The organism is Natronorubrum daqingense, from assembly GCF_001971705.1.
GTDB lineage: Archaea > Halobacteriota > Halobacteria > Halobacteriales > Natrialbaceae > Natronorubrum > Natronorubrum daqingense.
In genome coordinates, this window is sequence record NZ_CP019327.1 from 3,050,639 (window position 1) to 3,068,040 (window position 17,402).

At 62.5% G+C, this 17,402-nt stretch carries 16 protein-coding genes; 7 read left to right on the forward strand and 9 right to left on the reverse strand.

Annotated features, from left to right (window positions below):
* The first annotated feature begins 52 nt into the window (after nt 1-52).
* Nucleotides 53-1,225: an MFS transporter gene (locus tag BB347_RS14785; protein ID WP_076582750.1), complete on the forward strand. Its 1,173-nt coding sequence runs from the start codon at nt 53-55 to the stop codon at nt 1,223-1,225.
* Between the two features lie 43 nt (nt 1,226-1,268).
* On the opposite strand, the gene BB347_RS14790 is transcribed toward BB347_RS14785, so the two are convergent.
* Complete coding sequence (locus BB347_RS14790) at nt 1,269-2,441, reverse strand: MFS transporter (protein WP_076582747.1); 1,173 nt, start codon at nt 2,439-2,441, stop codon at nt 1,269-1,271.
* Between the two features lie 181 nt (nt 2,442-2,622).
* Between BB347_RS14790 and BB347_RS14795 the strand changes: the two genes are divergently transcribed.
* Nucleotides 2,623-3,891 (forward strand): MFS transporter, encoded by a 1,269-nt coding sequence (locus BB347_RS14795; RefSeq protein WP_076582746.1) that lies wholly within the window; start codon nt 2,623-2,625, stop codon nt 3,889-3,891.
* Between the two features lie 655 nt (nt 3,892-4,546).
* Here the strand turns inward: BB347_RS14795 and fer are convergent.
* On the reverse strand, nt 4,547-4,936 hold the full coding sequence (gene fer / locus BB347_RS14800; RefSeq protein ID WP_076582948.1) for a ferredoxin Fer: 390 nt from the start codon (nt 4,934-4,936) through the stop codon (nt 4,547-4,549).
* 349 nt (nt 4,937-5,285) lie between these two features.
* Between fer and BB347_RS14805 the strand changes: the two genes are divergently transcribed.
* Together BB347_RS14805 and BB347_RS14810 are read left to right on the forward strand one after the other, a co-directional pair.
* Nucleotides 5,286-6,494 (forward strand): inorganic phosphate transporter, encoded by a 1,209-nt coding sequence (locus BB347_RS14805; protein ID WP_076582744.1) that lies wholly within the window; start codon nt 5,286-5,288, stop codon nt 6,492-6,494.
* A 158-nt stretch (nt 6,495-6,652) separates the two neighbouring features.
* The gene (locus BB347_RS14810) at nt 6,653-7,324 is read left to right on the forward strand and encodes a DUF485 domain-containing protein (RefSeq protein ID WP_077202644.1); all 672 of its coding nucleotides are present in this window, start codon (nt 6,653-6,655) and stop codon (nt 7,322-7,324) included.
* Between the two features lie 18 nt (nt 7,325-7,342).
* On the opposite strand, the gene BB347_RS14815 is transcribed toward BB347_RS14810, so the two are convergent.
* The 3 genes from BB347_RS14815 to BB347_RS14825 form a co-directional block, all read right to left on the reverse strand.
* Entirely contained in the window at nt 7,343-7,771 is a 429-nt protein-coding gene (locus tag BB347_RS14815) for a universal stress protein (protein ID WP_076582742.1), read from the reverse strand.
* A gap of 36 nt (nt 7,772-7,807) precedes the next feature.
* Nucleotides 7,808-8,989, reverse strand: coding sequence for an inorganic phosphate transporter (locus BB347_RS14820; protein ID WP_076582740.1), 1,182 nt, complete (start codon nt 8,987-8,989; stop codon nt 7,808-7,810).
* Nucleotides 8,990-9,118: 129 nt separating this feature from the next.
* Nucleotides 9,119-10,975, reverse strand: a complete 1,857-nt coding sequence (locus BB347_RS14825) for an SLC13 family permease (protein WP_076582738.1) — start codon at nt 10,973-10,975, stop codon at nt 9,119-9,121.
* A 221-nt stretch (nt 10,976-11,196) separates the two neighbouring features.
* On the opposite strand from BB347_RS14825, the gene hisA reads away from it, so the two are divergent.
* Complete coding sequence (gene hisA, locus BB347_RS14830) at nt 11,197-11,928, forward strand: 1-(5-phosphoribosyl)-5-[(5-phosphoribosylamino)methylideneamino]imidazole-4-carboxamide isomerase (protein WP_076582736.1); 732 nt, start codon at nt 11,197-11,199, stop codon at nt 11,926-11,928.
* Between the two features lie 568 nt (nt 11,929-12,496).
* Here the strand turns inward: hisA and BB347_RS14835 are convergent.
* Together BB347_RS14835 and BB347_RS14840 are read right to left on the reverse strand one after the other, a co-directional pair.
* Nucleotides 12,497-14,029, reverse strand: a complete 1,533-nt coding sequence (locus BB347_RS14835; protein WP_076582734.1) for a TrkH family potassium uptake protein — start codon at nt 14,027-14,029, stop codon at nt 12,497-12,499.
* Between the two features lie 116 nt (nt 14,030-14,145).
* Nucleotides 14,146-14,415, reverse strand: coding sequence for a hypothetical protein (locus tag BB347_RS14840; protein ID WP_076582732.1), 270 nt, complete (start codon nt 14,413-14,415; stop codon nt 14,146-14,148).
* Between the two features lie 287 nt (nt 14,416-14,702).
* On the opposite strand from BB347_RS14840, the gene hisB reads away from it, so the two are divergent.
* Nucleotides 14,703-15,290 carry an imidazoleglycerol-phosphate dehydratase HisB gene (gene hisB, locus BB347_RS14845; RefSeq protein ID WP_076582730.1) on the forward strand — a complete coding sequence of 196 codons (588 nt, stop codon included), beginning with the start codon at nt 14,703-14,705 and terminating at the stop codon, nt 15,288-15,290.
* A 1-nt stretch (nt 15,291) separates the two neighbouring features.
* Here hisB and BB347_RS14850 read toward each other — a convergent pair whose 3' ends face one another.
* A complete protein-coding gene (locus tag BB347_RS14850) occupies nt 15,292-16,107 on the reverse strand; it encodes a hypothetical protein (RefSeq protein ID WP_076582728.1) in 816 nt (271 codons plus the stop codon).
* Between the two features lie 198 nt (nt 16,108-16,305).
* Between BB347_RS14850 and BB347_RS14855 the strand changes: the two genes are divergently transcribed.
* Nucleotides 16,306-16,809 (forward strand): amino acid-binding protein, encoded by a 504-nt coding sequence (locus BB347_RS14855; RefSeq protein WP_076582726.1) that lies wholly within the window; start codon nt 16,306-16,308, stop codon nt 16,807-16,809.
* A gap of 13 nt (nt 16,810-16,822) precedes the next feature.
* Here BB347_RS14855 and BB347_RS14860 read toward each other — a convergent pair whose 3' ends face one another.
* Nucleotides 16,823-17,212 (reverse strand): DUF7522 family protein, encoded by a 390-nt coding sequence (locus BB347_RS14860; protein WP_076582724.1) that lies wholly within the window; start codon nt 17,210-17,212, stop codon nt 16,823-16,825.
* Nucleotides 17,213-17,402 lie beyond the last annotated feature (190 nt).

Genomic DNA, 17,402 nt, shown 5'->3' on the forward strand with positions numbered 1-17,402 from the left:
CAGATACACCGGGAACGCAAGCCGCTTTTTCCCACCCCCGAAACGGGGGGCTGTGAAGTGGCGGTACACCCATACGGCGTTAGTGCTGTGTACGCTCGCGTTCATGGGGACGATGGTCGCGCGGCTCTCGATCAGCCCGCTCGTCCCCGCGATAACCGACGATTTCGGCGTCTCGAACGCGGCCGTCGGCTTCGCGCTCTCGTTGATGTGGGCGACGTACGCGATCGCGCAGTTTCCGAGTGGCATCTTCGGCGATCGATTCGGTGAGCGTCGCGTTATTCTCACGGCGATCGGGTTGACGGGCGTCGCAAGCATCTTTCTCGCGCTTTCCCCGACGTTCGGATTGTTCGTCGTCTTCGCGATCGTGCTCGGATTCGGTGCCGGCCTGCACTACACGCCGGCGACGACCTACCTGACGAAGCAGTTCGACGATATCGGTCGCGCGATCGGGTTTCACATCGCCGGGAGTCCCGCTGCCGGTCTCGTCGCCCCCGTCGCTGCGGCACTGATCGCTAGTTTCTACGGCTGGCGAGCGGGTATCCTCATCGGCGCGCTCTTCGCGATTCCACTGTTCGTCCTCTTCATCTGGCGAATCCGTCCGACGACGCCAGAACGACCGGAGCAACCGATGCGAGAGCGCGTACAGATCACCACGATATTCGAGTTACTCTCTCGACCGTCTATCGCGTACACGACGCTCATCGCGTTTCTCTGTGCGTTTACGTGGCAGGCGACGGCGTCGTTCCTGCCGGCGTTCTTCGAGGACGGACAGGGGCTCTCAGCGTCGCTCGCGAGCGCGCTGTTCTCGCTTTACTTTCTCGCCCACGGCCTTACTCAGCCCCTCACCGGTTGGCTTTCCGATCGATTCGGCCGCGACGCGACGACGGTCGTCTCGATGAGTGCGGGCGTCCTCGGCTACGGTGCGCTCGTCGTCGCCGACAGCCTCGCGGTCTACGCACTCAGCGTCTGTTTCATCGGGCTCGCGATGAGTTGGGGGGCCCCGGTCCAGTCGCGGTTCATGGACTCGTTTACGGACGCCGAACGGAGCACGGGCTTCGGACTCGTCCGAACCGTCTACATGACGACCGGCGCGTCGGGCAGCGTCGCCGTCGGCGCGCTCGCCGACTTCTTCGGGTGGGAAGCCGCATTCGCCGTGCTCGCCGGCATCATGGCCCTCGTCTGTGCGACGATCGCGACCAATCGCGTCCTCCGTCTCGGGCTGTAAGTAGTGAGACGAGCCCTCGAGGAGCGAGTGCTGAAACGGGGGCTCAGTACTCGAGTCCCAGCGCCGCGTTCGCGAGCAAGCCGACGGCGACGATCCCTAACGCGGCCATCAGCATGCCAAAGGAGACGGCCCAGCCGAAGACGTCGGCGAAGAGGCCGACAGCGAGCGAGCCGAGGGACCCGATAACGAGGTAGACCGTCCGAACGAGCCCGAAGCCGCCGCCGCGTTCCTGTTCGGACATGTTTTCCATGAATCGCGGCTCGATCGCGACGGCCCAGCTCAAGCCGATGCCGACGAGGACGATGCCGCCGATGACGCCGAGGAGGCCGGGAACGGCGACGAACAGTCCCAGCCCGCTCACGCCGGTGATCATACAACCGACGATGACGGCGTCTCGGCCCAACCGATCCGACAGCGCGCCGATGCTCGGCTTGGTCACCGACTGCGTGACGAAGTACATCGCAAAAACGGTGCCCGCGATCGCTTCCGACTGGCCACGATACTCGACGAGAAACGCCGGCAAAAACGAGGCGATCCCCTGCCAGACGAACGCACAGAGTGCGGCGATCGAGACGGTGAACGCGATCTCCGGACGTTTGAGTATCCCGACGACCGGCCCGAGCTGTAGCCGTTCCACGACCGCTTTTCCCGGTTGGCGCGGTTCGGTCGGTCGAATACGCCACGCGAAGAGGAGGAAGATCGGAAAGGCGATCACGGTTGCGAACGCGACCGCCGGACGCCAGCCAAAGCGAACGCTAATCCACGCGGCGGCGACCGGGGCGATGAGTCCCGCCGCGGACGACCCGCTCGTGTGGACGCCGATCGCGAACCCGAGATTGTCGAACGTCCGACCGAGAAACGTCGTCGCGACGCTGTAGTGGAGGCCGGCCACCCCGCCGAGGGCGACGACGGCGAGGACGAACACGGCGAAGTGAGGCGACAGGGCGAGCAACACGCACATGATCGACGTCCCGCCTAACGCGAGGAGGATCACCGTCCGCTCGCCGAATCGATCCCCGAGGATACCGCTCGGAAACTGCGCGAGCGCGTAGGCCATCCACATTCCCGTCAGCGCGAATCCAATGATCGTGTTCGAAATTTCGAAATCGTCCGTAATCGCCGGGACGACCGGACTAATCGCGAGTCGAGCAACCGTCGTCGAGAGAAACGCCAGCGTACACAGCGCGAGGACCGTATACTTGTATTGCCAGGCCATCAGTTCGTCAACACACCATCACGGCTCTGGATCGAATCCTCTCAGCAGGAGCCAATCAATGTGGATGTACCGGCAAGTACGGTCGTTTCACGCACCTGAATAGTGGCGCGGACGGTAGATTCACGTCACTCCCGTTCACACTGATGATCGTTCGCGCTCACTCGAGTACACCCCACTGGCAATGAATCGAAACGACCGACAGATCTCGCGGTTTACGATGATCGGCCACGCGACGTTTCACGTCTACGAGCTGACGATCCCGCTGTTCGTCGTCATCTGGCTCGACGTGTTCGACGTCTCTGCGGCGGTGTTAGGAACGGTCGTCGCGGTCGGCTACGGCCTCATCGGCGTCGGTGCCCTGCCGAGTGGCATTCTCGCGGATCGATTCGGGTCGAAACAACTCGTCGTCTGGTCGATGGTCGGCATGGGCGGCGGGTTCGCGCTGGTGAGCCTCGCGCCCAACGTCTACGTGCTCGGCGCGGCCCTCGTCGTCTGGGGGGCCGCCGCGAGCGTCTATCACCCCGCCGGACTCTCGCTCATCACTCGCGGGGCCCGCCAGCAGGGGACCGTCCTCGCCTACCACGGCGTCGCCGGAAACGTCGGCACGGCATTCGGCCCGCTCGCTGCTGCCATCGCACTCACCCTCCTCGACTGGCGGCTCGTCGCCGCCCTCTTCGTCGTGCCGGCAATCATCGGCGTCGTCGCGGCGTACGGCCTCTCGTTCGACGAAACCGCGGCCGTCGACGAACCCACCGCCTCGAGCGACGGCGGCGACCGGACCGACTCGCACGACGGGGCCGGAACCGACGGCTTCCGCGCCGAACTCGCGACGCTGCTCGAGCAGACGAAGGTGTTGTTCGTCGGCAGTTTCATCCTCGTGTTCGCCATCGCGATGCTCGCGGGGACGTACTATCGGGGCGTCTTCACGTTCTTGCCGGACGTACTCGCCGACCTGCCAGTCTTTTCGTCCGTCGAGATCGCCGGAGAGTCGTTCGATCCGAGCCAGTACGTCTACGCCGGACTGTTGTTGATCGGCGCAGGCGGACAGTACGTGGGCGGAAAAGTGAGCGACTACCGCTCGCCGGAGTGGGCCATCGTCGGCGCGTTCGTCGCGTTGATCGTCGTCTCGTTGCTCTTCCCTATCGCGACGCAAGGCGGGTTGATCGCGACGCTCGCGATCGCCGCCGCCCTCGGCTTCTTCGTCTACGTCGAGGCACCCATCCACCAGGCGCTGATCGGAAAGTACGCCTCAGCCGACGTCCATGGCCTCTCGTTCGGCTACACGTATCTCGGCGTCTTCGGGATCGGTGCCGCAGGCGCGTCGGTCGCCGGTATCTCACTCACCTACGGTGGAATCGGCGTGCTCTTTGGCGTCCTCGCTCTGTTCCCGGCAGTCGGAGTGCTACTGGCCGGGTACTTGGTCGTTCGTTCCCGTCGAGAGTCCGCGTGATCGCGCTCTCGTCTCCACGGACCCATTAAAATCAACTACACGATCTGCACCGTATTCTTCTGGGAGCAACAATTCCCGTCTCTTCAAAATACGATTTCTCTTTGCCGACCAGAATTTCGTCGTCGACCGTCCTGATCGTCGCCGGCTGCCGTATGAGATTTTCACCGGAAAGCCGACTCTCGAGTCGCGTCTCAGACGACCACCGTCGACCATCGTCACCCACCGTCGTTTCACCGTCTGCCGTCGGCGAGTGTGTCGACGTTCCTGGCACACCCGTGGTCGCTTTCGAAACCAGTTCTTGTCGTCCAGTTCTCGAGTGTGACCGGCTCGAGACGCAGTTTCGCCATCGAACGGACACGCCTCGCTCGAGGCCACACGACGGGCTACCGGTCTTCCGAGAGGCCCGACGCAACTGCTCGATTGCTCGCGTCTGTTGTGAATACAATCGGTTGATACCTTGCGTGTGGCCTGCTGTGGTATCACCATTCCGTTGCTCCCATAGTGTGTAGCTAATTTTGCACGAAAGTGAAGCGAGTGTGAGAGACGAACTGCTCGAGACGACAGCAGTTGCTGGGGATTTTCTGCCACCGTTGCCTAAACCAGTGAAAATCGTCCCATCGTCTGGGACGGGTCGTCTATGCGGTAGTTGTAGCCGTTAGATGACGCGATTCTGCAGGTAGTCGAGGTGCTTCGCGTTGTAGACGATTTTGACCTCGTCGGTCTCGGCGGAACCGATGCAGGTCAGGACAACGTTCTTGTCCTCGACTTCCTCGTCGGAGAGGATCTGTTGCATGTCCATCTGGATTTCGCCTTCCTTGATGATGGCTGCACAGTTTGCACAGGCACCTGCACGGCAGGAGAAGGGCCAGTCGTAGCCCTGGGCCTCGGCGGCCTCGAGGATGTACTCCCCTTCGGCGACGTCGAGGGAGCCGTAATCTTCTTCGTCGAGACCGGCGTCGGCAGCCTGGTCGAAGAGGTCGTCGTCGTCCATCTCCCAGCCCTGGTCGTCCAGTACTTCGTAGTTGAGGTATTCTACCGTGGGCATCGTTCGGCGGTTCGAGTCCCGCACTGGTATAGCTTGCTGTTCGGTCCTCACTGGTCTATCAGGCAGGATATCTCTGTTCGACGCTCGAGATTTAAACACATGTTTCATACGGCTCGAACAAACTCTCCAAAAGATCACATATGTGCGAAAGCACCCCCGTCAGATCGACGGAATCCACCTCGATACCGAGTTCCCTCGACCGACATCGTCTCGAGGCAGCGTCGTTCGACCCGACTCGAGACACCACGGTGAAACAGCCTCACAGCGTTCGACAGTTTCTGTCTGTCAGTCGACGAGTGCGGCGAGGTGAGTAGTATCCTTTATCCCGACGGATTGCGTTATCTCGTCTGTGATCGAGACACTGTTACTCGTCGGTATTCTCGTGGCCGTCTTCGTTGGCTACAATATCGGTGGAGCGACCACCGGTGTCTCGTTTGGACCCGCTGTCGGTGCGCACGTGCTCTCGAAACTCGGAGCCGCCGCGCTGATGTCGGTCTTTTTCTTCCTCGGCGGCTGGATCGTCGGGCCGGCCGTCGTCGAAACCCTCGGCGAGGACATCGTCCCGGGCGACATTCTGACGCTCGAGGCGGGGATCGGCGTCCTGTTTTTCATCGGCCTCGCGCTGTTTGCGGGCAATCTGTTCGGCGTTCCGGCCTCGACGTCGATGACCGCGGTCGGTTCCATCGCGGGGCTCGGACTGGCGACGGGGACGCTCGACTGGGCCACGATGGGCGAAATCGTCTCGTGGTGGATCGTCGCGCCGATCGTGGCCTTCTGGGTGAGCGGCGTGATCGGTCGCTACTTTTATCCGCAACTCAACGAGTGGGTCGCTATTTCTCGGCGCGAGACCCACCTGTGGGTGGTCGATCGCTCGTCGACGATTCCGAAGGTCTCGGCAGCGAAGGGGACTGACAAACGCGAGATTACCGGCTCGCTGATCGTCGTCGGAATCGGCTGTTACATGGCCTTCAGTTCGGGGGCCAGCAACGTCGCGAACGCCGTCGCGCCGCTCGTCGGCAGTGGCGCTCTCGAGTTCGAGGACGGTGTCCTCGCGACCTTCTCCAACATGGAGTGGGGAATCATCTTGGCCGGCGTGGCCGTCACCATCGGTGCGTTCACCATCGCCAGACGGACGCTCGAGACGATGGGGAACGATATTACGAACCTGCCGTTAACGGCGGCGGTCGTCGTCATGACCGTCTCGGCGACGATCGTGACCCTGCTCTCGGCGATCGGGATTCCGGTCCAGTTGGTGATCGTCGCGACGATGAGCATTATCGGGCTCGGGTGGGGCCGCGCGACTCGGACAACCACGGTAACAGACGCCGTTCGAGGGAGCGAGCAGACGAGCGTCTCGGTCGGTGCACTCACCACGGAGGAGGAAGGAGAACCCGCACCCGAAATCGGTGAGGAAGAAGCCGAGGATATCCCGAAGGCGTCGGATCTGTTCGATCCGTCGACGACTGCGCGAGTGATCTTAGTCCAAAACTTCGTCCCGGTGCTCGCGACGCTGGGCGCATTCCTAACGTTCCGGTTCGTCCCGATCTTCGGCTTTTGAGTCCAAAGTGTTTCGGTTAACCGTCTCGTCTTTACAGCTAACATGTTTCCGTGTCAGTTGATTCGTCGAAGTCGGTCGACCACACCGACGTGGGGGAACTCGACTCGAGCAGCGTATTCTGTGACAGAAATCGCCGTCGCTGTCGGTGAACAATGGCGATGAACCCGGTCCGTGTCGACGCGCTCGTCGACCTCGCGTACGGGGCGTTGATCGTCCTTTCGATCGGCTTGATCGTAACGGGCGAGACGAACGTCGGGATCGCGTTCGGGATCGGTGTGTTCGCCTCATACGTCGTTCACGTCGTCTGGAAGATGGCTCGGTTCGATCCAGACTGGATGACGCAGGCGGTCGAACAGACCGTCGAGGAGCAAGTCGAAGCGGTTCAGACCCAGGTCGAGGAAACGGTCGAGAAGCAGGTCGAAGGCGTCCAGGAACAGGTCGAACAGACCGTCGAGAAGCAGGTTGAAGGCGTCCAGACACAGGTTGAAGAAACGGTCGAAGAGCAGGTCGAAGGTGTCCAGACCCAAGTCGAGGAAACGGTCGAGAAGCAGGTCGAAGGCGTCCAGACACAGGTTGAAGAAACGGTCGAAGAGCAGGTCGAAGGTGTCCAAACCCAAGTCGAGGAAACGGTCGAAGAGCAGGTCGAAGGTGTCCAGACCCAAGTCGAGGAGGTCGTCGAGCAGTCGGTCGAAGAAACGGTTGAAAGACAGGTCGAAGCAGTCCAGACGCAGGTCGAAGACGTCAAAGAACGCGTCGAACGTCGCCCTCGAGAGGCCGAAATCGAGGAGATCGTCGAGGGGTCGGTCGGGGACGACGCTGACGAGGAGTGAGCGACTGCGCCTGACGGTCTAGCGAACGATCACGACCGGTACGGGTGCTCGCTTCGACACCGTCTCGGCGACGTTGCCGACCAGAAACCGGCGCGTCGCGCGGTCCCAGTCGGAGCCGTGACTGCCGATGACGATCGTCTCGTAGTCCTCGGCGCGGTCAATGATGTTCCGGGCCGGATGACCGACGCCGACGACCGTTTCGATCTCACGATCCCGGTCGTCGGCAATCGCCTGTGCTCGCTCGAACACCGACTCGGCGCGTTCGGCGGCCGCCTCCTCGAGGTCGTCCTCGAGGGTTAGTCCAACGGCGTCACCCATCATCATCGACGGGACGCCGACGACGTGGAGGACGGTGACGTCCGCGTCGGGGTAGTTGTCGAGTGCGTACTCGAGGGCTCGACCGGCGTGTTCGGAATCGTCGACGGGGACGAGGATCGTCGAGAGCATACGGGAAGGTACGACGGCCAGCGCCTAAATCCCCAGTCAGGCGACGCCCGGAAGGAGCGTGAAAAATCCGTAGGCCAGTATCGTCGACATCGACGGGCCGATGATCCACATCGAGAGGTACTTGATTACGGCTCGCGGGTTGAACAGGTCGCCGGCGTCGAGCACTTCCTCGGGTTCTTCCTCACCGATCGGCGGTGATGGTTCGCCTTCCATCTCCTCGGCCGTGATCGCCCCCGGAACGATTTCTCGTTCCGTAACCTCGCTGTCGCGGGTGACCGCCTCGCGGACGGTGATCGGTCGGGTCGCCCGACCCCAGCCGATGCCGACGATGGTCATCACTGTCGCCATCACGAGGCTGATCGGGATCCCGATGTACGAGAGTGCGGTCGTGATCGACGACGCCGTCACCATGACGAACAGCGCCGCGAGAAGCGGGATGTCGCTCAGTTCGCCGCCGACCGATTCCATCGTTCGCCGGGCGATGGTGAACCCACCGAGTCCGATCGCGAGCGTGGCGATAACGACCGCGGTGTTGACCTCGAGTCCGGCTTCGCCGACCAGCGGCGCAGCGGCGTTCGGGACGTTGCTCGCGCCGGCGCTGAACGCCATGTAACAGCCGACGGCGAACACGACGACCGTGGTCCCGACCTCCGATCGCGTCGTGTTCGGGCCGAGCGCTACCGTCGGAATCGAGCCCCGTCGCTCGAGAGCCAGTAACGGGCCCTCCGTCTTCTCGATCGTCACCCGCTGATTGACGGCCGGATAGATGTACCGGCCGATAATGCCGCCGATCCAGAAGCCGATAATCGGCGTGACGATCCACCACGAGATAATTTCGGTCATCGTCGCGTAGTTTAGCGTGCCGGTCGCTAACCCGAGGCCGGCGATCGCGCCGACGGTCGTCATCGACGTCGGGACGGGGACGCCGAAGATGTTGGCCACGAGGATTCCCAATCCGATGAAAAAGAGCACGGCGACGCCGGCGGATAACGTGAGATCGATCGTGATAATGCCCTCGCTGAGCGTTTCCATGACGTTCTGTCCGACGCTAATCCCGCCGAGAAAGACGAACGCGGTCATGATCGCTGCCGCTGCGGTTTTCGAGACGATTCCGGCACCGACGGCGGGGCCCCACGTGATCCCTGTCGACGAACCGCCGATATTGAAGCCGACGAAAATCGACGCGATGACTCCAATCAGCAGAAGCGTTTCGACCATCTACGAATTATACGAGTGTATTCCTGAAATATCTACTGGAGAGACAACGTTGGCTACTTGAACCATTCGTGTAACCTATACAATCAAAGCGAGGATACACTTTCGTCGCGTTTCGGTTCGGGAACCACCTCACACCCCCCAGAAGAACGCGATTCCGAGCACGGTTACGATCGACAACAGCAACTGCAGCGGTGCGCCGACGCGGAAGTAATCGCTGAACTTGTATCCGCCGGGGCCGTAGACGAATAGATTTGTCTGGTAGCCGATCGGCCCGAGAAAGGCCGTACTGGCAGCAAACGTGACCGCGAGGACGAACGCGAAGGGATTCGCGCCGATACCCGCCGCGGCGGCCGCTGCGACCGGGATCAAGAGGACGACGCTCGCGTTGTTACTGATCAGTTCCGTAATCAGCCCCGTCACGATGTAAAACAGCCACAGGACCACGATCGTCGGCAGAAAGCCTGCCGTCTCGACGACGAGAAAGGCGAGGTAGGCGGCCGCACCCGACTGCTCGAGTGCGATCCCGAGCGGGATCACGCCCGCCAGCAGGAAGATGATGTCCCACTCGACGGCGTCGTACATTTCGTTTGGCTCGAGGACGCCCGTGACGATCATCGCGACGACGCCGGCGAGCGCCGAGAGGAGGATGGGGTAAATCTCGAGAGCGGCAACGGCGACGACGCCGATCATGATGGCGATGGCGATCGGCGCTTTGGCGGCCCGATAGTCGGGTTGGGGCGGTTCGCGAGCGACGATCACGTCGTCGCGCCTCGAGAGCCGATCCAGTGTATCGGAGGGCGCTTGCACGAGCAACGTGTCACCAACGTCGAGGCGTCGACCGACGATCCGCTCGCCGATCAGTTCGCCGTGGCGGCGAAGTCCGAGGACGGCGGCGCCGAACTCCTCGCGAAACGCTTCGGGGTCCAGTCGTTCGCCGACGAGTCGCGAGTCGAGCGAGACGACCAGTTCGGTGATACTGCCGTCGCCATCCTCGGAGGACAGTTCTGCCGTCGAGGTCGGGCGCCCGACTGGCTCGACGCCGAACGCGTCCTCGAGCATCGTGATCGCGTCTCGATCTGTCCGGACGACGAGAATGTCGCCTTCGACGAGTTGGGTGTCACGACCCGGTGCGATCGCCCGATCGCCGTCGCGGACGACCTGCACGATATCGATTTCGGGACCAAACTTGGAGGTCGCGTTCCCGACCGTCGACCCGGCGAGTGGCGAGCCCGCCACGACGGCCACGTCGGCGAGGTAGTCGCCGACCTCGTAGGACTCGAGGTAGTCCGCCTGTGGGGGCACGCGTTCGGGGATGAGGTAGTGGCCGACGAAGATCAGGTAGAGCGAGCCGACGACGACGACGATGGCACCTAACTGGGTGAACTCGAACATCGAGAACTGGTGGAGTTCGGCGTAGTCCTCTCCGAGGCGGCCGCTGATGTCGCTCGCGAGGATGTTCGTGGACGTGCCGATGAGCGTGAGCATGCCGCCGACTTGGGAGGCGTAGGACAGCGGAATGAGGAGCTTCGACGGCGACGTGTTCCCGCGGTTCGCGACGTCGGAGACGACCGGGACCAACAACGCGACGACCGGCGTGTTGTTGAGAAACCCGGAGACGGGTGCGCTGGCGAGGGTAGTCGCAAACAACTGTTTCCGGACGTTGTCGCCCGCGAATGCAGCCATTCGTCGGCCGACCGCTTGGACGATCCCCGTCCGGGCGACGCCGCCACTGAGGATGAGCATCGCGAGCACTGTGATCGTCGCGTCGTTCGCGAATCCGGAGATGCCGGTGCTCGGGTCGATCCCCGTCCAGGGCTCGAGGACGACGAGGACCACGATCAACAAGATCGCGGTGACGTCGATCGGCAGTCGCTCGGTGACGAAGAGGACGAGTGCCAGCCCGACGACGCCAAAGACGACGAGCATGTCGCTCGTCAGTTCCGGTTGAGTGGTCGCTTCCTGAGCGAGGAGAACCCCTGACGACATTCGACTAGTTCGATCTTCAATAGCCCGTCCTGTAGTCTCTCTGCACGAATGCCAGACTGTTCGGGTTCCGTAGGCGTCGCTGACGACTCGAGTGACACGCCGCTGCGACGGTCTGGCGTTCGCGGACGGCAGCTGAACAGACACTGTTCGCCGTTCGTCCGGTTCGGCCGACGCCGGCTGCTTCCGGAGGCTTTAGGCGCGCCCCCACCCTCCGCCCCCTCATGAGCACGTTTCCGACGTTCGAAGTCCTCCCCGCCGTCGATTTGCAGGACGGCGAGGTCGTCCAGCTCGTCCAGGGCGAACGCGGCACCGAGAAGACCTACGGCGACCCCGTCGAGGCAGCCCACCGCTGGATCGACGCGGGGGCGAACTCGCTGCACCTTGTCGACCTCGACGGCGCGTTCGACGGCGAGCGAGGGAACGCCGACGCCATCGACGCCGTCCTCGAGGCCGTCGACGTGCCGACCCAACTCGGCGGGGGTATCCGCACGGCCGCGGACGCCATCGACCTGCTCGAGCGGGGCGTCGACCGCGTCATCCTCGGCACTGCGGCGGTCGAGAACCCCGATATCGTCGCCGAGATCAGCGAGGACCACCCCGACAGCGTCGTCGTCAGTCTGGACGCGAAAGACGGCGAGGTCGTCGTCGAGGGCTGGACCGAAGGTGCCGGTATTTCGCCCGTCGAAGCCGCCGAGCGCTACGAGGAACTGGGTGCTGCGGCGATTTTGTTTACCAATGTCGACGTCGAGGGACGACTCGAGGGCGTGGCCACCGAACCGGTCAGAGAACTGGTCGAGGCGACCGACGTTCCGATCATTGCCAGCGGCGGCGTCGCGACGCTCGAGGACGTGCAGGCACTCGAGTCGGCTGGTGCCTCGGCTGTGGTCGTCGGCAGTGCGCTGTACGAGGGGAAGTTCTCGCTCGAGGACGCTCAAAACGCAATTGGTGAGTGAATTCCAGGGTCGACTGTTCCGTTTTATTGTCGATTCGCGTGTCCTCGAGTCCGACTCTCTCGTTTCGAGGACGACTGTTCCGTTTCGAGGACGACTCCTTCGTTTCGAGTCCGACTGTTCCGTTTCGAGGACGACTCGAGCGAGTTACTGCTGCTGTTGCTGGCGGCAATGATTTCCACAACCTCCCCAGCCGATTCGCTCGTTACACTCGCTCATCCCTCGCACGGGGTTCTCAGCCGTCCTCACTCTCGCTCGGACGGCTGACAGCGCGCGCCACGTAGATGCACCGTGGGCACACAGCTTGGCCGGGAGCACGGCTCGAGCAACGCGAGAGTCGTGCGACCCGGCGGAAGAGCAAGCTCTTCCGAGCATCGCAAACGCTACGCGTTCGCTCAACGGGGAAGGGCAGGCGGTTTACCGGTACTCACCGCGAGTGAGTCCGAAGGACGAACGAGCGGGCCGACGACTGACGTGAAGTGAGCAACGCGAACGAAACGGAAGGAGGAGTGCTTTTAATCGAATTTTTGCCGAGGGTGCGCCAAAGGCGCACCCGCAGCGCAAAACTTCGTTAGGACTTCCAAAAGGCCGGCGTCAGCAACACGAGCACGGGGATGATCTCGATGCGACCGATCCACATCATGACGATCATGATGGTCCGCGTGGTGACGGGGAAGCCGGCGTAGTTGTCCATCGGGCCGGCCATCCCGAACGCGGGGCCGATGTTGAGGAAGATCGAGCCCGACGCGCTGATGGCTTCGAATTCGGTGACGCTGGGGTCGCTAAAGCGGGCCGCGTCGACGACGACGACGACCGTCAGCAGGAAGAAGATGACGAGCACGAGCAGGATGTAGGCGTAGATGTCGCGGATGGTGTCTTCGTCGACGACGGTGTCGCCGAGTCGAATCGGGCGGACGGCCTCCGGGTGAACCGAGAGGAAGAGATTTCGCCGGAACGCCTTGAGCGTCACCAGCCACCGCAGGGACTTGATCGAGCAGGTCGTCGACCCGGCCATCCCGCCGATGAACATGCTGAAAAAGAGGACGAACGTCGCCCCGGAGGGCCATTCGCCGAAATCGGCGGAGGCGTACCCCGTCGTCGTCACCAGCGAGACGACGTTGAACAGGCCGTGTCTGACCGTCTCCTCGAGCGTGCCATCGATCGTCGGGTCGATCCAGAGGACGGCCGCGACGAGCGCGCTGAACCCGACGAGGATACCGACGTAGAAGCGAAACTCTTCGGACTGGAACGGGTGACTGAACTCGCCTTGCGTGATGTAATAGAGCAAGACGAAGTTGGTCGCGCCGAGGATCATGAAGGGCATGATCGCCCACTGGACGGCGGGCGAGAACGCGCCGATGCTCTCGGGTTCGGGCGAGAAGCCGGCCGTCGCGACGCTGGTCATCGCGTGGGAAACGGCGTTGAAGAGGTCCATGTTGCCGTCGAATCCGAGGAGGTGCAGTCCGTAGAAGGTCGCCGCGGCGAGGACGGTGAGGCCGACGTACAGCCCCCAGATGAGCCGCGCGGTTTCGTCGAGGTGGGGCCTGAGTTTGCGGACGTTTCTGGTCTGGGTTTCAGTCTCCATCAACTGGGCACCACCGACCATCAGGTTCGAGAGGAGGCCGATGGCGACGACAAGGATCCCGAGGCCGCCGAGCCACTGGATCAACTGCCGCCAGAGCAGGATCGCTCGAGACTGATTTTCGAAGTCCCAGCCGCTCATCACGGTGGCTCCGGTCGTCGTGAGTCCGCTCGTGCTCTCGAAGAGGGCGTTGACGAGGCCGCCGACCGGTGCCGAAAACGCGGACGCTGCGGGTGCTCCGACGCCGACGAGATAGAAGGGAATCGCCCCGACGACGGCGACGCTGAGCCACGTCAACGCGACCATCAAAAACGCCTCTCGCTGTTTCAGTTCGCGCTCGTCGCTCAGGTGCTCGAGGCCGAGTCCGACGACGATGGTGGCGGCGACAGCGGCGGCGAAGGGGAGCGTGCTATCGCCGTCGAACACTGCCAGTAAGAGCGGGGCGGAAAGCGGGACGGCGAGCCACTTCAACACCGTCCCGGTGAGGCTGCAACTCGAGCGCCAGTCGACACGAATCCCCATCGAGTGACTGTGATTGGGTGCGGCGGGGCATTAATCGGTTCGGAACGAAGCGAGAGGCTGTCTTGGTTCTGTAATCGGCCACAGGCGGTGTGTGGGGACCTCGAGTTAGCTCGCAGTCAGCGCTTGTATCCGTGGCCGACGTAGAGGGCGAGGGCGTTAGCTGTGAGTAACACGAGGAACAACAGGGTCGCCTGTGGTGAACCGAGTCCCTGCGCGAGAAGTGGCAGGTGGGCGAACGGAAGGGCGATCGCACCCCAGAACGACACGAACTGTACCGGGAGTTTGACCGAGTCGACGAGCGAGCGCCGAGGGTGGTCGTGACGGTCTGATTCGGGGCTGGACGGGTTGATCGAGTCGTTCGAGAGGGGGGTGGAGGAGTTGGACATCAGGGGGTCACCGTTTCGTATCTCTGACTTTCACTGAAACCATCATATAAGTGGTCGAACCTTGGGGTAGTTTCGGGTCGTTTTAGTCGAGAAACCGGAGCGATACGATCGGAGGAGACGGCGTCAAATGGGGCTAAAACTTTTACAACTCTTTTTCAGACCGTCGATTGTCGTGAGGATTTGCAGCTACATTCGTCCGGACTGAACGCCGATAATCGCGTTCCTACCACTATCTTGATGGAATTTGAACGCAATCGCCTTGTACCGGCGGGCACATCGATGTGGATATGAGCGAGCGAACGGCAACCGTCACGCGCGAGACCGCCGAGACGTCGATCGAGTGTACGCTGTCGGTCGACGGCGACGGTGACGCGGACGTCGACACGGGAATCGGCTTTTTCGACCACATGCTGACGTCGTTCGCCAAACACGGCCTCTTCGACCTCGCCCTCGAGTGCGACGGCGACCTCGAGATCGACGATCACCACACGGTCGAGGACGTCGCGATCGTGATCGGTGAGGCGCTAGATGGCGCACTCGAGGATCGATCCGGCATCGTTCGGTACGCAGACCGGCAGGTCCCACTGGACGAAGCCGTCGCCGGCGTCATCGTCGACGTGAGCGGGCGGCCGCGCTGGTACTTCGACGGCGAGTTCTCGCAGGCCCAGATCGGCGGGTTCACGAGCGACATGGCGCGTCACTTCGGCGAGTCGCTAGCGATGAATGCGGGGCTTACCGTTCACGCGGAGGTCTCGGGTGAAAACGCCCACCACGAGGTCGAGGCGTTGTTCAAGGCGCTCGCGCGGTCGCTCGACGACGCGACGCGAGTCGACGAGCGACGGACGGGAACGCCCAGTACGAAAGGAACGCTCTAAGCTACTCGCGTTGCAGTGTTCCGTCGGATTCGACGAACTCGCCCGTCTCGAGCGCATGGTCGACAATCGCTTCGACTTCGTACGACTCGAGGTCGTACGCACCGGCGGCCAGGTTTTCGACGGTCGTCCGGTTCATCGGGAACTCTCGGTTTTGCAGCAGTCGGATAACCTTCCCGTAGGATGCAGGCGGTTTCCTCGCCGATTTAGACTGCTGTGATGGTTGTGAGTCGACTGGTGTCTTGTCGCTCGAGTCGGCTGGAGCGTCATCACTCGAGTCGGCTGGAGCGTCATCACTCGAATTGGCCGCTGCGTCGTCGATCGTCTCGACCGCAGAAGCCGCCGCCTCGTCGCCGGTCGCGTCGACTGCGTCTGCGGATTCGACCTCGTCGAAGGTGATGCCATCTCGGTGTGGTGACTCGAGTTCGGCGATCGATGCGTGCCTCTCGTCGTCGGATTTGTCGGCTTCGTTGGCTTCGTTGGATCCAGCGGTGTCCGTTCGGTCATCTCCGTCGACAGTGTCACTCGACTCAGTCGTCGTCTCTCGTCTCTGTCGTGTCGCTGAGTCGGCATTCGGCGTGGCGGCGGGGTCGTGGTCTGGGGCCGCGGTGGTTTCTTCGGCGCTCGAGGCGGTCGCCGGCTCGCCGAGACCGGCGCGGGTGAGGAGCGGTTCGAGGAGTTCTTCGAGCGTCGGTTTACAGGCAGCACAGAGCACGACGCGCCGTTGTTCGGTTTCCGTCGGTTCGAGTTCGGGTGGCAGGACTTCGAACGTGCCGGCGGCGTCGCCACCGCAGAAGTCACAGGTCCGGAGCTCTCGCATGCGCTTCGGTAGTCACCGGACCGTCAAAAATTGCCCGTCAGACCCCGGACACGTCAGTTCCGGCGAGGGTCGTCGAGCGTGTGATCCGTCCGGACAGTGGCGTTCCCGTAGTGGGATTTTTGTGACGATTGTGGCTCGAGGAAGGACTGGCGTCGAACACCGACCATTATAGCCCGGCGCGCATTGAGATGAGAACGAATGTTCGACGAAATCATGGAAAAGTTCGAGGGATCGCCGAGCCAGCAGGCGGTTATTCGCTTGCTCTTAGAGCGCGGATTCTCCGTCAACGACGACGGCCGCGTCGTCTCGGGCGGCATCGAGATCCCGAATACGGGAATCGCGCGCGAAATCGGCGTCGACCGTCGCGTCGTCGACTCGACGACGGACGTCATCCTCGAGGATCCGGAACTGCGTCGGATCTTCCAAAACATCTCACAGGTGCCGAGTCTCATGGACCTTGCACCCGTCCTCGACCTGACGGTACTCGCGATCGCCGTCGACGACGCCGACCAGAAAGGGATCGTCGCGCAGGTGACGGGGACGCTCGCCGAACACGATATCTCGATTCGCCAGACGATCAGCGAGGATCCGGAGTTTACCGACGAACCACAGCTCTACCTGGTCACCGACCAGAAACTCCCGGGCGACGTGTTCACCGCGATTCGCGAACTCGAGTTCGTTCGGAAGATCGAAATTCAGTGAGCGATCGGCTGTTTTACTCGGTGTCGTCGAACTCGTCGAGGACCGTCTCGAGTGCGCTCGTCAATTCCTCGAATCGGTTCATCGACATGGAATCGGTCGTCACCCAGACGCCGTGTGGTCCCCGAATCACCCGGGAGAGGTAGCCGTTTTCGAACATCCGGACCGTGGCTTCGTACGCCCCGAGTTGCGTATTTCGGTACGCCGACTGGGAGCGAAAGCCCAGTCGCTCGTGGTCCGCGAATCCGACCAGATCGGCGGTTTGATCGAGATCCGAACGGAGGTAGAGCTGATCGACGTCGTCTTCGGTGAAGTACGTGATACTTCGCAGTTCGTCGCCGACTGCCGTTCGACAAACGCTCTCGAGTTCTTCGGCGAGTGTCTGGTCGATGGTATCGTTGGTCATAGACACATGGACGATAGAGGGGTGTAAGAACGTGATGGTCGGTGACATCGATTGCCGCCCCCTCGAGACGCCGTCCGACCGCGAGCCGGGACCAACGCCGGCCGACCGATCGCCGGTCGTCGGTCGTCGGAAACTGGTGTCGCTCGGACCGACGCGCTCTTTTCGGGGGCGAGTGTACCCACAACCATGC